This is a genomic window from Candidatus Nitrosopumilus sp. bin_7KS (assembly GCF_054095835.1).
The window spans coordinates 133,459-148,520 of sequence record NZ_JBSWSO010000002.1; the positions used below are offsets into that span (position 1 = coordinate 133,459).

The following is a 15,062-nucleotide window of genomic DNA, read 5'->3' on the forward strand; positions in this document are numbered from 1 at the left end:
ATCTAGTCTTCATTTTCCACTCCTCAGTTTTAGTGATCAGGATTTACAAATCTTCCAATGAACAATATTTGATCAGTTTCATGGTCTTGTATAACATAGACAAAAGGATGATTACCATAAAACGTGTATGGAGAACCTGATTGCAACTCACCCGTTGCCCCAGTTGCAGCAGCAGCCTCTGTTCCTAATTCATGAAGATCAATTGCAGTCTTGTGAACTGCCTCATCTATGAAGATGCCTGGATAATTTGCCATTCCGCCTAGATCAGCTAATTCTTCAGAAAACGGATGAATCATGCCCATTTCTGTTAGAATATCCCTGAGATTGTAATCCATCTCCATTGAAAATTTTGGCATGATTACTGATACCATTTTTTCAGATAGATTGGATTTTAGTTCATTAAAATAATTTTCAGTAAGACTGTCTTCTAACTGTTTTATCAGATGCATCTCAAAGGATTGCAAAAGATACATGGATGCACTGTTCCCCTTGTAAGGAAGCTCAACAATTTTTACTGCATCGTCTTCATAATAATTAAAATGGTGGTTTTTGATCTTCATCATGTCTACCATTTGTACATTGTCAGGAGTTACGAAAAATTTCCTTTCATAGGTCATTCCAGCAGGAAATTGCTTTTCCCATAATCCGTTAAAGTAAACTGTGTTAGTTGCCGCCATCAAAGTTAGAGGTCCAGTGCTATCGTCTTCAAAAATTTTTTCAATTTTGCCGTTGGTGTTTTCTTTAACCCACTGGTTTATGGTTTGAATTCCCTGATTGGAGACAAAATCAACATTTTGTGAGGATGCACCATAATCATTTGTCACTATTTTTGCATATTCGGGGTTTAGCTCATGCCGATCTGAAACCCATATTCCGTTTTTGACATTTAGTTCAAAGTCGGGGTTTTTCTGGTTTAGGTTTTGAATGGTGTTTTTGTAAGATAACCGTCTTTTCTCATCATCTTGTTCAAACTCAAATAATTGATGCATGTTTTCCCTAGTCTCGCCTTGAGCAGATTCATAGATTATTGCAAAGACAATATCGATGCTAATAGGTGAGAAAAATAGGTTATCATCAGAATCAGATAGGTGTTTGTAGAATTTGAAACCAAAATCATTTGAGTTTAATGTATTATTTTCCTCAAGGAATTTTTTCTCACCATCAGTATTGCTTGAGCTGTACAATACAGTTGATGCAATGATTGCAGTAATGCTTGCCGAAATAATTACAATAAGCAGTATCATAATTCTAGTTTTCATTTTCTGAACCTCTTAATCATGCGAGTAATCAAGAATCCTGCAAACATCACACTTGCAGTTATGAGTATTGCAAAGACAAACTCTCCTGATTGCACTTGTGGTTCTATGGGAGTCATATAGTGAGGCAGTATAGGTCGTGGGTATTTGGCTGCAGACTCGAGAGGATCCTGTGGAGAGTATGCAAGAATCCATGCAACCACTCCTGTCAACCCAATAGCGGTGAATCTGGTAATTTTGCCCAATGTCTTTTTCAATGACTTGCTGGAGCTAGCACGATTTGCAGCATCTTTTGATAGAATAACTATTGCAGGCTTTGCACGGTAAAATTTCAAGGGACGACCGCGACTGTTTGTGGATTCTTTTGTTATTGTGACAACGTCAGTGTCAACCATTTTCTTGAGATGATGAATTATAAGATTGGAAGAAAATCCAGAATCTTTTGAGATTCCCATTACAGTTAGTTCCTTTTCTAAAAGCAGTGTCAGAATTTTCCTGCTTGACTCATTGCTGAAAATCTCACCTAGCAATTTCAATCGGTCATCATCTGTTGGAAAAATCTGGATGTCATCTTTTTCACATTCTGCAGATCTTTGCGTGTTTACTTTCTCGTTGCTTGCTCCCATGAATCTCTGGGTTGGTCTGATTTGTTTATAACTTTTGGTTCAATCCTGATTGTAGCAAAGCCTTATTTGCAAAATAGCACAAGTACAACTATGAGTCAAACCATAAAAGAGCAAAATACATTCAGAGACGACACAGCGCAGTCAGATGCAAAGCCATGTGGTTGTGAAAAAACAACATGTGTGATTGGCATTGCAAGTGTCGCAATAGGTATTGGCGGATTCGTTCTGGCAAGTCTTCTCTGAGTTATTTTCAACCTGCAAAAGTTTTCCCAAAAAAGTATACCTGTAATGTAGGGTATTTTTTGGATAACGTGTTTCTTTGCATTTTAAGAATGGAGCAAAATAAAATAGCATGATAATGATAACGGAAATGTTATATCTAGTTTTCATTATTACTTCTCCAATCTATATGAAACCAAACCATTCCATTATCCTAACTGACGTATTGTCACAAAACTGTGTATTGTCTTCTGACATGCAAGAAATGATGTAGTCATCCTCTATCTTCAGATAATTTCCAAAATGGTATATGTTCATAAAAAAATTTGTCGCAAGCAATACCGCAATTATTATTGAGATTGTGATTATTATCAAAAGCCTAGTTTTCATTTTCTTCCTCTACATAACTATCAAAATAAACAGGACTGCAACCATGTATAGGAAAATCACATTGAGTCATAATCTGAGTTCCGTTTTCAAAAACACCAAAACAAAAGGAATGTTTTTCACTACAAGCATTGCTCATACGTATTTTTTCAAAATCATAATCCTTAGAAGAAGGCAAGGAGGATTCATCATAGTTATCAGGTACAACAACCACAGTACCCGTAATCCAAGGACCAGGAGTTCCATGATAACTAAAAATTCCCGTATCGTTAAATGTCACAGATGATGAGTCTCCGGGTTTTAGCAATCCAGTCCACCATAGATTATTTTCATAACTGCTAGAGAATGCATGCATTACATCATCACGATTAACCCATGTTACAGTGTTGTTTATTCCCAATACGACAACAATCACTTCAGTATCCAAGGCTTTGTTTTCCTCAATAACTGCACCTCGTAGAATCGTTACAGTAGAAGTGGGTTTATTAGAATTTTCATTAGTCCACGCACCAAATGAAGAACGAGGTTTTGGTTCTATAGTATCAAGATATTTTGATTCACATTCACTCCCCGTACTAATGATGCTAAGATCACATTTTTCAGAAATTATTTTATAAATTTCGACATCAATTTCATCCAAGGAATCATCGGGAATAAAAGTAGTTGACAAATAATAACGAGTAACATCACTGCCATTTACTTCAACTGCCTGAGTCACAAAGGATTTGTGAAGTCCAGTCGAGTATGCAGGATATGCAACATGTACTTCTGAAATTATTCTGTAATCATCTAATTTTAGATTAAATACTGTAGTTGCTTTTTTCTCCAGAAATTGTTCAAAAGGTGTTTGTTTTGGAAAAATACATCCACTTCCAGGCAAATTACATTGAGGATCTATCCAAATTGTATTGCATTGATAGTGACTATCAAACCATCTTTCACATAAAAAAATAGAATAGTCATCAAACTCTAACCAATAATTTGGAACAACTATGCCCAGAAGAATAGCGATACCAATGATTCCAATTATTATCAATAGTCTAGTTTTCATTATCAACTAATCCAAAACGCGATTCCAAAAATATTTCCCTCATATTCAAACAAAAAACCCGATTTACTATTTTTCCAATTTTCATATCTATCCATATCCATATCTGATAATCCTGTGCCAATGCTTATTTGTTCAGAGTCAGTATTAATCCAATATTCTTTGTTATACTCTCCATAATGTGAAAAACCTTCACGCGTGTCGGTAAATTTTTGTTTTAATAAAATGTCCAGCATTTCCTTAACTTGCGGAACTTGAACAAAATCTTCTTTCATTAGTACGTAAATTGGATATTCATCATAATTTTGATCTAAAACTTTTGTATGTTCTTTATCAATCCTAATTTCAATTCCTTCGTAATACGGGGTTATTCCAATCTCACTACTATACAAAAAAAGTATCGGAAAAGATGAAACTAATCCAACAAGAACAATAATGGGAATGAAATATTTTTTCATTTTCTTCCATACTTTGTTACGGGTAGAACCTTTACACAATCTTCAGGTAGTGAGTTGTGAAAAGTCATGTTTGATAACGTATAATGAGTTTGAAAAACTGTTGAAAGAAACGCGTTTGTTCCATTTGAATAAAGTATTTCAGAACAGATTCGAGCAGGTGGTTCTATCTCGAAAGTATGATTATTCCATTCTCTTTGTGGCATAATCCATTCAATACCTTGTTCCATAAGCATCACTTCAAAAAATATCGGAATATCTTTTTCAGGATTTATTTTTCCAGAATCAGTTAAGATTCGTTTTTTATGAACAATGTCTTCACATACTTCAAATTGTTTTTCAGATACGCCATCAGGCAATCCCATAGCATTACGATAATAGAAAGTATTATCAAATTTCTCATCAAACAGATTTGTATGTCTGTAAATATAATCAAGTACAGGTCCACCACATCCCAAATCAGATAGTTCTTCTAGATCACACCAGTCTGTACAGTATTGTTCTGGCTTTAGCAATACACACTTGTCGTTAATTTGTTCGTGTTTTGGAGTACATGAAATGAACACATCGTATGAAGAATCATAGATTGTATAAAACGACCAAGACATTACAGATGCAATCACAATTGCAGCAACAATGATTGCCAAGGTTCTAGTTTTCATTTTGTCCTTTTCCAAACGATAATGCCAATACTACCAATGATTATCCCACCAAAAAATACAGTATAGTAAATGTAAATCATCATGGGTAAAGTAAATTGGTGTAGAGTTTCAAATTCATCATATTTTGCATCTTTGATTTCTATGGAAAGATACAGTTCATCATCACCTAGATTAACAAAGTCAAAATCATATGTACCAACACGTGCATAATCTATTTTGTGTTCTGTAGAACCAGACTCAATTGTATTTAATACCTCATTTGACCATTCGTAATTTGTAACGATCACACTATACGGTATTTCTTGTGGATTGACCTCAAAACTAACTAAAACTGGATTATGACCACGAAAAGTATGCTTGATATTTTTGTCTTCATTGGGATAAAGCACTATTCCGTCTATTGTAGCCCCATACTGCATTCCAAAAGGCGGATCAAACAGGGGGGAAGACATGGATATGGCAGTTGAAGGTACCCCCACTCCAAAAATTATCAAACCAATGATTGCAAGTTTTTTTCCAAAGTTCATTTTCTAACTATGTTCCGGGTCCTCCAAGTTTCACTGCACGGTCATTTTCAATATCGATAATTCCCATAGTATCCAAATCAAAAGTCACCCCAATCTGCCGTTGATTTTTAATATCTAAGAAAGTAATGGTTAATTCGTAAACATCATCATTAACAGAGTATCCACAACAATTGGACTTCCAATCAGTACCCGATACAAAATTTGTAACTGTCTTATCCATCAATGCCAATGTCTCAATATATTTTGCATCAACCTCATCAACAAGTTGTGGCCCTTGTCTTAGGCGTTCAATAATTTGTTGTGCATCGGACATAGGACGTGGCATCCATTCTCTTTCCATTAGTTTAATTTTTGTTTCAGATTTAACACATGCGGGAGAACCGTCATATTTTTGAACCAAAATCAGACCATTATAGCAACGAACTATTTCATTTGGGATTCCATGTTTTATCTGCTTTAGCGGAGAAATTCCATTGTGTATTCCACGGAAAAAATCAGGATCATATGTAAAATAATCAGCAATGCATGAATCAAAATAACTTTCACTCCTTGTAGGAGCACTACGAGGAAATCCCTCATTTGGCAATGTAGGACTGATTTCAATCATACTTCGAGCATCACATCCATCATATGTTTTGACAGAATGAGATTGTATCACATATCCAAATGAATTGTCTGACTTGAGATAAAACAAACCATTATCTCCAGGGTCAAATCTCAATACAAATTCATTTTTTGCATAAAGAAGGTCTATTTTTGAAATTCCCTTAAAGTATTTGTTAACTTTGATGTGATAGAATTGTATGTTAAGATCTTCATCAGTGGTTTTGTTTTCTACTTCCACTATGGTACCATCAATTATCACGTCCGCAGAGTTCCACAGTTCAAGTGGGTCTGGATCCATTACAGGGTATATGGTTCTATCAAATGAGACGCTTGCATGTGCAGGAGTTTGTAAAATCATAAAGACTCCAAGAGCCAGCAAAAAAATCAGAAAATACTTCATACTGTATGAAATCCCAATACATCATTGAAAAGTGCTTCTGATATTTTGTATCTAGTTTTCATTTTAGTTAATTCAAATCCAATTCATTTAAGATATATCATGATGCAAAACGTACAATCTCAAAGTTTCTGTCTTTTCCTTGATCAGTTGCTTTCCATACAATCCAAGAAGGTCCTCCGTCGTCATGATTTCGCATCTTCCAAGACACAACAACGCTATCACTGAATACGTCAAGTGTAGGTGTAGGTTTTTCTTCATATGGGTTTAGTTCCCAGTCTATTTCAAAAAGGAGTTGGGGTTCAGAAAAAGTCTCACCCCCGTCATTGCTATCCGAATACCATATTTCTCTCAGGTTAGATCCTGCCCAAGCAACATAGATAACATCATCATAATATTTTATGTCAGGTCTTCCTCCGGAAAACACTCTTTTTTTCTCAAATGTTTTACCAAAGTCAGTACTTTTTGCAAACGAGATGTTGTTTTCTGCACTAATTGGAACTTCATCACGCCATACAAGAATCACGTCATCATTCATTACAATCATTTTTGGTTCATGTGCATGTTTTTCAGTCATACTCATATCCACAGGATCAGAAAAAGTTCTTCCAAAATCATGACTGTATGAAAACATCACCCTGTAGAAATGATTGTTGTTTTCAAACTCTAATTTTTCTTGCCAGAACTTGTATTGGTACTTTGTATCATTGATTGGTTTGTTATTAAATTCCCACAGAAACATAGGAGATGCGGAAATTCCGGTAAATACTATGGCAACAAGTATTATGCCACCAATTATCACTAGTCTAGTTTTCATTTTTTAGAAACATCCATTATTTTGAAGAATTGTTGGGGAGAAATATAACAATTCAAAAGTTTGTTGACTGTAACCATTAGCAAAACACTGGTACATGTATGTCAAGTCATCCCCTTCAAAATTACTTACTGCTAAAAATGCTATTTTATTTTCTTGTTTCATTTCATACACAATTGCAGGCTGTTGATCCAAAACCCTGACTAACCTATAATCACTTTTAGGATACATGTTAAGAAAGGTTTGAACCATTTCTGAATTATTTGCAGTTTTTAGAATATATTCATCTGATAGCATCAAATGAAGAACCAGATTAGTGCCGAATATCAAAAATACAGTTACAACTAGAGTTATAATTACAAATGTAATAATCATCAAAAGCCTAGTCTTCATTTTCAATCCATTCACATTGTTGTGCATCAAGACGATGTGTACTGTTATCAAAATAATTTGGGCCAGAATACCAGTTTTGTTCTATAGGCGTAGACTCAAAGCAATTGTATGTTACAGATTCAAAAGAATCAACCCATTTACAAGTATTGGTGTCAATGTAATGAGTTCCATTGTTGTAAAGTCGTAATGAGCTAGTTACTGCATTATGACTTCCATCTGGATTTTGTGTAGGAATTTCGCCTAATTCTAGTTTTTGCACATAGTCGCACTTATCCAAAATTTTCTGGACCTGTATCATAGAATCAATGTCTAGAATTAATTCGTCAGGATTGTTTGGATTATCCATATAAATTGGATTTTGAATTCCTAGATCATCTGGATGCACCCAACCAACGCCAGGATATAATTTGTATCCAGCATCTAATTTAGCATCTCTTTCAATGTTGGGTATTTTTAAACTATCTATAATATCCGGTTCAGATTTTTTTAAACATATGTTATTTTTTAAATAATCCATTACATCATCATCCAAAATATTTAATGCATAATTATGAGGCCCACCAACAGAACAACCTGCACTGATTTTAACTCCTTGATGTAGAACACTTTTTTTAACAGACAAATGAACTACGTTCTGTCCAACATTAGCATCATAGTTAATTATCTTCCAACCCAAAAAATCTGCCAAATGATTTGTAGTGTAACTGGGATATTTTTCAATAAAGAATTTTACTTCAGGTATTTTTGCAAAATCTTCTTCAAATATAGAATCAGAGGTAGACGAAATAATAAATCCGGAATATGCATTTGATGCAATCATTAATGGAATGGCACCAAAAATGATAATTCCAGGAATAGATATTGCAATAATGCCCACAATTATGATTTTTGTTTTAGTTTTCATTTTCTAATCTCCGAGATACGTTCCAATTTTTTGCCATTTACATTCTAAATTCATAAAAACATGAGTTCCATTGGAATATCTTAGCGAATCAGTCATTCGTTCTTTTGAAGAATCATTAGCACAACTATCTATTACTGTTTGAAGATCATCAGTATCCGTCATTCGATTATTATACCAAGAATTTATTCCAGGTACAAGAAATTCTTTGATGGCAGTAGTTGGAGAATCTCGACTAGGTCTATCAAAAGTAACAGTGACATTGTAGGTTCCAGGAACGTTTACTGTACCGTGAACAGATGTTGTATCGAATTCTGTTTGAGAATCAATGACAAAGTCTGCCATTGGGACGCCAGCAATACATGATGAGCTTGAAATTATTTTCATAATATCTCCATTCTGATCAGGAAAAGTAACTTCTTTACTACCACATGAATATCCATACCCTGAGATGATGTATGAAAAATCATACTGTTCCCCTATACGATAGATCTTTTTCATTCCAGTAATTTCAATGGAATAATGTTCTTCTCTAATTGGAGATGATTCATCTTTTAACCCTCCGACTTTTTCATGCCACTCTATTTGTGATTGATACATACTACCTATTGTGAAAGTAGCCACAGATCCTAATGCCATTATAATTAAAAATAATATAATTTGAGTTCTACTTTTCATTTTCATTTACCTGCCAAAATCCTCGTTTAAGAGAAGTGGAGTTCCAGAGATAATTGCAGCTAAAAGATAGATATATGGAATTCTACGGTATAATGGAATGTCTTTTGTAAACACATAGTTAATTGGGATTGTAATCATTGCAATTATCCAAAAAACCAACACGCGAAGTCCTTCAGGAGGTACAAATAAGTGAGTTTGAAGCAGACCTATCGGAGCACCTATCATTCCAAGTCCTGCAATGGCAAAGGGCAATGCAAATGCAAGCCTCATCCATGCCGCAGAAATACTTGTAAATATATCTGGATCTGGTGATGGATTTTCTATTTCAAAACTCCTTGAACTACCATTACCAAACAACTCCACCATCTGTATTGGTTTGTCTTTATTGTTTTCAAATGTAACGCTATATTCTACAACAAGAAAAGAAAAATTTGCCAAAACATATCCAATAATAATTAAAACAATAATTAATTCTATAATTTTCATATTCTCACTATCTCAGAATCCTGTCTGCTCTTATTTGAGCGAGTGGAATAACGAACATTGGTATTGCAACATGGACATCGTGAAAACTTTTCTGCAAAATAATAATCACAATTCTTGCAATAGCATCCTCCAAGTAAATAGGCTTTGTGCTTTGTTGATTGCTCATGTGTGATGCACTTGTTTTTACAGTTAGGTAACCCCATGATTCTATATCAGTTGTAAAAACGCAATTACATATACCATATGAAGGTATTATTCCTCATCCAGTATAATCCAAGACAATCCCAGTACTTGTTCCCAAGATTCAGTATTTTCATTTGACATGTCATACATTTACAAAATTTGCTTAAAACGTTAATGAACAATTTGTCCATATCAATCATCAGACCAGAAAAATATCTACCAACACTTGTTTTATCATGTGGATATCAAATGGTTTGTAGATAATTGCACTTACATTGTAAGAGTCAAGAAGATAAGATTCTCCAGCCTTAAGGTCTCCTGTGACTATGACGATTTTTGCATTCGGATTAATGCTCCGAATTCGCTCTATGGCATAAAATCCATCATATTCAGGCATCAACAAGTCTACAAAGATCAAATCAGGACGATGTTTCTCATACAGTCGTTCAGCCTCTTTGCCATCCGTTCCTTTATCCATCACATCAACACCTACAATACTCAATAATTCACAAAATACATCAAGTACATCTTGATCATCATCGATGACAATACAACTAACCATACCAATACTAATATGATTTTCATAACATAATAATTAGATCCTGATTATATGATTAGTGAATTTACGAGTCTCAAAATAGCATCTACAGAATAACGTGTCTTAATAGAATTAAAACTAGATGGAAATTTTGAATTTCCAGGGTCCTTCCAAAACAGAGAGTTTGTAGTCAGATTCAGACATTGTTCCCATGTTTGGAGGAGACGGAGGACGGGTGTGGTGACGATCTCTTTTTACCCATGTTATTTCTTTTACAATAATTGTGATTTCTTTTGCATTTGGATCTATTGTGGAAAAAAATCTGTACTCTCCTGAATAGTTAGATACAATCTCATTAGTTGACGGATCAGGTCCACTACCACCTCCACCTCCGCCAGAATGTCCATCTGAATACACATTACCTAAATCATCTTTGATTTCAATTGTCAGTTCCGGACTATCTGTATGTATATTCATACCATTGAATTTTGAAGGATTAGAAAAGGCATCATCTGGAAGTTTAATTCGTTGTTGGGTGTACCAACTCATCTTCATAGAATTTTCAAAAACTTCAAGTGATGCAAATGCAATGTCTGTGTTCTGTAAATGCAATTTTTTTACTATTGGGATTACTCTAAGGAGAGATATTGCTTCGGATTTTGGAATTTTTCCTCTAAATTCATCCATCGGAATATTCTTAAATTCAAATTTTGTATTTTTTGTAATAATCCAAAACTCTTTGTTTTCAGGTTTTACATCAACAATTACGGATGAAAACTTTGGAGGGTGAGAATGACCGCCTCTGGAAGTTCGTTGGTGTTTTCGTGCAAAATCCTGCAAAAATGGAGCGCTTATCCTTTCTTTCTTCTTTATCAGTCTGCCATACAAGAGAAAGAAATCAACATTGTCTTTGTAATGAGGCATTGCATCTTCTGCAAACTTCATCGTACCCAAAGTAACAACATCTGCCTCAGGAATTGTATTTTTAATTGGGAGTTTTTCTAATTTTACTAGATTCATTCTTCTAGAGGGGCACGCATTGCCAAATACAAGACTACTCAAGATCATTTTAGGATATTCTGTTTCTTTGTGGGAAGAGTCGAGATATTCTATTTCGATGTCTTGCGATTTTGTTTTTTCAAGTTCTTGTTGGTTTGAGGAAAAGCAAAACGCAACTGCCTTGTCCTTACCTGTAACCTGCACTATGTCCCCCTCGTTTATTCCAAGTTTTTCCATATGTTCAGAGTCTATTTTGATTACAGTTTTAGAGTGATCATCGTTTTCAAGTAAATATGATCTAAACGTGACGGAGTGATCTGATTCATCATTTGACATCAAATAAATAAGAAAGTATGATGTTTTTTAGTTTTCCTCATAAATCTAGTTTTCATTTCTTTAACAGTCTCCTAATTACAGATGATCTATACAAAAGAATTCCTGCAATACCTAATGCAATAATTTGTATCAAAAATTGTGGCAATACCTGTTCGATAAAAAATAATGGCTCTTTATCTAACAAACGTAATAGCATCGGAACTGAATTTCCAAATGAGATCAAACTAGTAATTCCATAATGCAATAGTAGTCCTGATAGTATCAAAGCCATGTATGGTCTTGAAGGAATGTTTTTTCTTTTTAGAATAAAATAAGGTACTAGGAATAATGTAGAAATCCCTATACTCAAACCAGCAAGAGGTAAAACTGTAAGATAAAACATACCGCCCATGAAATCTAGAGCATATGACGGGGATAAATTAGGATCAAAATTCATGGCCCCTCCACCAATATAACAAGGATCTAAATTTGGATCAAAATCTATCGTGCCTTTATCTGTTTTACAATGAATCATCTCCCCATCTATTTTGCACGGAATTATTTCCCCACCATCTTCTTGATGCCAACACTCACTAGCATTTCTAGGATTTATCGAATCAAGATGATATCCTAAACTACTGAAACTAATTATGATGAAAATAACCAAGTATCCATAAAGAATCGTTTTAGTAAATCTAGTTTTCATTTTTTATCCACATATCCTGTTCCATTACAGCGTTTGCATGGAGGAATTGGTTTACTTGTATATGTAGGAATAAAACCCATCCCTCTACAAGAAACACATGTTTCTTGATTAGAACTTGTTTTCTTACGATGATTAAAGACAGTAGAGATTATTGCAATAATTAGAATTATTGCTAAAACTGCAACAATTACAATATTATATTCGATCATGATTTTTCTCCAATTTTATCAAGATTCTAGTTTTCATTTTCTTTTTCTCCAATTAATGCAAAAACAATGTATCTAGTTCTCATTTTTTACAGAAATTTCCAGTGGCAGTGGAGGGGACAGAGCAGTAGGGTTGTCAATGGACTCCCAAACAAAGACAGTTGCAAAATATTTTCCCTCTTTGATTGGAATCCAAGTTGTACCCAAGTTTATTTTTTGAGACGCAGTTAGATTTCCAGTCAGCCAAGACAAAGACTCTACTTGATTTTGTTCATCATGTATTTGAACTAGATATGCAAATGGTTGAATACGGCTCATTTGATTTTCCAGATCAGAGACCAGTCTTATTTGTTGATCAACTGTAATCAGATTATTTTCTATAGGGGTTTTTCTTATGTCAAGTATCATAAAGTTTGATGCAGGTGCTCTTTCCATTGGAGGACCAGTGCTTCCAACAATTGCAGTTGCAAACATCTCTATTTTGTCTTCTGTCACAACAATATTTCTACGCTCAGATTCATAATCTGAAGGAAAATTTATGTCGACATATTTTGCAGTTATGGTGTCACCGTCCACAGTATGCAAAAAACCACCTCCAGAAGGAGCAGTTCCTGTAAATGTCACATCGCCCTCAAATACTCCAGAATCAAAATTAGTCTCAAACAGATTCATTCTAAACCCTACACCGTCAGAATCAGAACGAACGTTAATCCATAGGTAATCAATTACTTCAGAATGTTTGTTCATGTCACTGTCAGTTACAGTTATTGTGGCTTTTGTACCCGCATGACTTGGAAAAGCAGCCTCTTTCCATTGAATGTCAGCCAATGCGGAATCTAGCGATTCTGCAAAAACGTTAGGTAAAACAAATCCAATTATTAAAAGAAAAATCATAAGATACTTCATACCGTATGAAATCCATTCCAGTTATTGAAAAGTGCTTCTGATGTTTTGCATCTACAAGCATTTTTTCTAAAATAATTGAATGTCTCCCGTCAACATATCAGAACTTTTAAAAATAAAATTATTAAATTATGTTTCTTCCTTTACTGAAATTATATATGAAAAGAGCTGTTCCCAAAAATGTAATTATCATTCCAATTATGGGGATGTGGATTTCCGGATGTTCGTAAAATTGATAACCTATGGGGACGGTTTGCGTCAATCTGATGCCGTCAGCATATAGAATTATCATGCCCATTATCATCATTGAAAATCCGATCTTTCCAAGATAACTCTTCGATTTAGAAAGATCAATTGATTCTTCTGCCATACCTAGAAATAACATTGGGTCTTCATAAGGCATTCTGTTTAACCCCAATTCAATAACCAATGTTTAAAAAAGCGGTTTCATTAAAACATAACATGGAATGGTGGAATGTGCTTGTTGCAATATTATTTGTAATTGGAGTCACTGCATATCCGGGCTGGAATCTCGTACTGCGCTTGGAATCAAACTACAGAAATCAGATTAAAATTCCATCAAAACCATCTAAACAAAGTAACGAATTAGAAAAGATCTTTGGAATTTAATCCCACATGTATTTTGATTAATGGAAACTGCAGAGTTCCAACCCATTAGAATTTGAACAGCATAATGATATTTTTTAATAAAATATTTTCAATGCCTTTAGTGGGATTTGAAGAATCAGATTGGCACCCCAAAATAATCTATAATTTTGGAATGGTTTTGATTTTTCACATTCATTTTCCTATCTACAAATGCAGTGTGTGGCTTGTCTTCAAGTTTATCTGAGCAGATAATTTTGATTGTGGATGTATCAATTTTGTGTGCAAGATGATTCTTGTACATATCAGCTACCTTTTTGCTTGATACATACAGGACATTGTCTTGCATGTTTGTGCACTGCAACGCAATGTCATCTGAGATCATCTGAATTCTTTGTGGATCTTCGGAAAACTTTTGCACATTGGCATTCATTTCATTGAATCCAGTCATGTGAAGGCATACCATTCTTGATTCAACATGTATTGTGTTATTCTGCATTGACATGTATTAGCAAAAACAAATACAACGATTAATGCCAACATTATGCGATGGAGTTGTGAAAAGATTATCACATCAAAATGGCATTGACTATTAGATTAACACTTTAAGGCCGTCAAAGGGATTTGCATAATCAGTTTAACACTCCCAACAAAATTTCATAGTCAACAAATACTAACCAAACTTTTTGAAAAATAATTTATAAATTTCTTGAATTGTTTATAAATTTCTCAAATAATTTATAAGTTAATTTATAAATAATTTCACGCCTAGCGTTTCAAAATCACTGAAAACCTTGGTAAGGTGGGCAAAACCTTACTGTAAGGTGGAAAACCTTACTTTTTGATTCGTGCCTAGTGAAAAGTGAGGTCTGTAAGGTTTTGTAAGGTGGGGTAAGGTTAGTGAGGTTTTGATAGATGAAATTCGAGGCTAATATCATCAATTCTTAGTAAGGTCGACCTTACCTTACTATTCTTACTGTTATCTCTAACCTTAGTTATATAGCTGAAAAATTCTTGCAAAAAATTTGAGTAAGCTTACAGCAAGGATGCAAACCTTACATCAAAAATACAAATCCTTGCTTTTTGTTTATAACTAAGCTCAGGGATTTTTACAAGGATTCATTGTCAACAAAAACGATCCTGAAAATAAT

General features: G+C 34.3%; 21 protein-coding genes. 2 read left to right on the plus strand and 19 right to left on the minus strand.

Annotated features, from left to right (window positions below):
* Positions 1-29: 29 nt before the first annotated feature.
* Together ACW9W4_RS01075 and ACW9W4_RS01080 are read right to left on the minus strand one after the other, a co-directional pair.
* Positions 30-1,259, minus strand: coding sequence for a serpin family protein (locus ACW9W4_RS01075; protein WP_457760692.1), 1,230 nt, complete (start codon positions 1,257-1,259; stop codon positions 30-32).
* Positions 1,256-1,882, minus strand: a complete 627-nt coding sequence (locus tag ACW9W4_RS01080; protein ID WP_457760693.1) for an ArsR family transcriptional regulator — start codon at positions 1,880-1,882, stop codon at positions 1,256-1,258. The genes ACW9W4_RS01075 and ACW9W4_RS01080 overlap by 4 nt, the downstream gene beginning before the upstream one ends.
* A 90-nt stretch (positions 1,883-1,972) precedes the next feature.
* On the opposite strand from ACW9W4_RS01080, the gene ACW9W4_RS01085 reads away from it, so the two are divergent.
* Positions 1,973-2,125, plus strand: coding sequence for a hypothetical protein (locus tag ACW9W4_RS01085; RefSeq protein ID WP_457760694.1), 153 nt, complete (start codon positions 1,973-1,975; stop codon positions 2,123-2,125).
* A 355-nt stretch (positions 2,126-2,480) separates the two neighbouring features.
* Here the strand turns inward: ACW9W4_RS01085 and ACW9W4_RS01090 are convergent, their stop codons facing one another.
* The 16 genes from ACW9W4_RS01090 to ACW9W4_RS01165 form a co-directional block, all read right to left on the minus strand.
* On the minus strand, positions 2,481-3,539 hold the full coding sequence (locus ACW9W4_RS01090) for a cupredoxin domain-containing protein (RefSeq protein ID WP_457760695.1): 1,059 nt from the start codon (positions 3,537-3,539) through the stop codon (positions 2,481-2,483).
* Between the two features lie 2 nt (positions 3,540-3,541).
* Positions 3,542-3,994 (minus strand): hypothetical protein, encoded by a 453-nt coding sequence (locus ACW9W4_RS01095; RefSeq protein ID WP_457760696.1) that lies wholly within the window; start codon positions 3,992-3,994, stop codon positions 3,542-3,544.
* Positions 3,991-4,653: a hypothetical protein gene (locus ACW9W4_RS01100; protein ID WP_457760697.1), complete on the minus strand. Its 663-nt coding sequence runs from the start codon at positions 4,651-4,653 to the stop codon at positions 3,991-3,993. The genes ACW9W4_RS01095 and ACW9W4_RS01100 overlap by 4 nt, the downstream gene beginning before the upstream one ends.
* Positions 4,650-5,180 (minus strand): hypothetical protein, encoded by a 531-nt coding sequence (locus tag ACW9W4_RS01105; RefSeq protein WP_457760698.1) that lies wholly within the window; start codon positions 5,178-5,180, stop codon positions 4,650-4,652. Before ACW9W4_RS01105 ends, ACW9W4_RS01100 begins: the two co-directional genes overlap by 4 nt.
* Before the next feature lie 7 nt (positions 5,181-5,187).
* Positions 5,188-6,186: a hypothetical protein gene (locus ACW9W4_RS01110; protein WP_457760699.1), complete on the minus strand. Its 999-nt coding sequence runs from the start codon at positions 6,184-6,186 to the stop codon at positions 5,188-5,190.
* A 97-nt stretch (positions 6,187-6,283) separates the two neighbouring features.
* A complete protein-coding gene (locus ACW9W4_RS01115) occupies positions 6,284-7,000 on the minus strand; it encodes a sialidase family protein (protein WP_457760700.1) in 717 nt (238 codons plus the stop codon).
* A gap of 3 nt (positions 7,001-7,003) precedes the next feature.
* Entirely contained in the window at positions 7,004-7,390 is a 387-nt protein-coding gene (locus ACW9W4_RS01120) for a hypothetical protein (RefSeq protein WP_457760701.1), read from the minus strand.
* On the minus strand, positions 7,380-8,294 hold the full coding sequence (locus ACW9W4_RS01125; protein WP_457760702.1) for a hypothetical protein: 915 nt from the start codon (positions 8,292-8,294) through the stop codon (positions 7,380-7,382). Before ACW9W4_RS01125 ends, ACW9W4_RS01120 begins: the two co-directional genes overlap by 11 nt.
* A 3-nt stretch (positions 8,295-8,297) precedes the next feature.
* A complete protein-coding gene (locus ACW9W4_RS01130; RefSeq protein ID WP_457760703.1) occupies positions 8,298-8,969 on the minus strand; it encodes a hypothetical protein in 672 nt (223 codons plus the stop codon).
* A 6-nt stretch (positions 8,970-8,975) separates the two neighbouring features.
* The gene (locus ACW9W4_RS01135; protein WP_457760704.1) at positions 8,976-9,455 is read right to left on the minus strand and encodes a hypothetical protein; all 480 of its coding nucleotides are present in this window, start codon (positions 9,453-9,455) and stop codon (positions 8,976-8,978) included.
* Between the two features lie 382 nt (positions 9,456-9,837).
* Entirely contained in the window at positions 9,838-10,200 is a 363-nt protein-coding gene (locus tag ACW9W4_RS01140; RefSeq protein WP_457760705.1) for a response regulator, read from the minus strand.
* A 114-nt stretch (positions 10,201-10,314) separates the two neighbouring features.
* Complete coding sequence (locus ACW9W4_RS01145; RefSeq protein ID WP_457760706.1) at positions 10,315-11,511, minus strand: hypothetical protein; 1,197 nt, start codon at positions 11,509-11,511, stop codon at positions 10,315-10,317.
* A 52-nt stretch (positions 11,512-11,563) separates the two neighbouring features.
* Positions 11,564-12,196, minus strand: a complete 633-nt coding sequence (locus ACW9W4_RS01150; protein ID WP_457760707.1) for a hypothetical protein — start codon at positions 12,194-12,196, stop codon at positions 11,564-11,566.
* Positions 12,193-12,405, minus strand: a complete 213-nt coding sequence (locus ACW9W4_RS01155; RefSeq protein WP_457760708.1) for a hypothetical protein — start codon at positions 12,403-12,405, stop codon at positions 12,193-12,195. Before ACW9W4_RS01155 ends, ACW9W4_RS01150 begins: the two co-directional genes overlap by 4 nt.
* A gap of 72 nt (positions 12,406-12,477) precedes the next feature.
* Positions 12,478-13,308, minus strand: a complete 831-nt coding sequence (locus ACW9W4_RS01160) for a hypothetical protein (RefSeq protein WP_457760709.1) — start codon at positions 13,306-13,308, stop codon at positions 12,478-12,480.
* 121 nt (positions 13,309-13,429) lie between these two features.
* Positions 13,430-13,708 (minus strand): hypothetical protein, encoded by a 279-nt coding sequence (locus ACW9W4_RS01165; protein ID WP_457760710.1) that lies wholly within the window; start codon positions 13,706-13,708, stop codon positions 13,430-13,432.
* Positions 13,709-13,767: 59 nt separating this feature from the next.
* On the opposite strand from ACW9W4_RS01165, the gene ACW9W4_RS01170 reads away from it, so the two are divergent.
* Positions 13,768-13,935 (plus strand): hypothetical protein, encoded by a 168-nt coding sequence (locus tag ACW9W4_RS01170; RefSeq protein WP_457760711.1) that lies wholly within the window; start codon positions 13,768-13,770, stop codon positions 13,933-13,935.
* 115 nt (positions 13,936-14,050) lie between these two features.
* Here ACW9W4_RS01170 and ACW9W4_RS01175 read toward each other — a convergent pair whose 3' ends face one another.
* Positions 14,051-14,416: a hypothetical protein gene (locus ACW9W4_RS01175; RefSeq protein WP_457760712.1), complete on the minus strand. Its 366-nt coding sequence runs from the start codon at positions 14,414-14,416 to the stop codon at positions 14,051-14,053.
* Positions 14,417-15,062 lie beyond the last annotated feature (646 nt).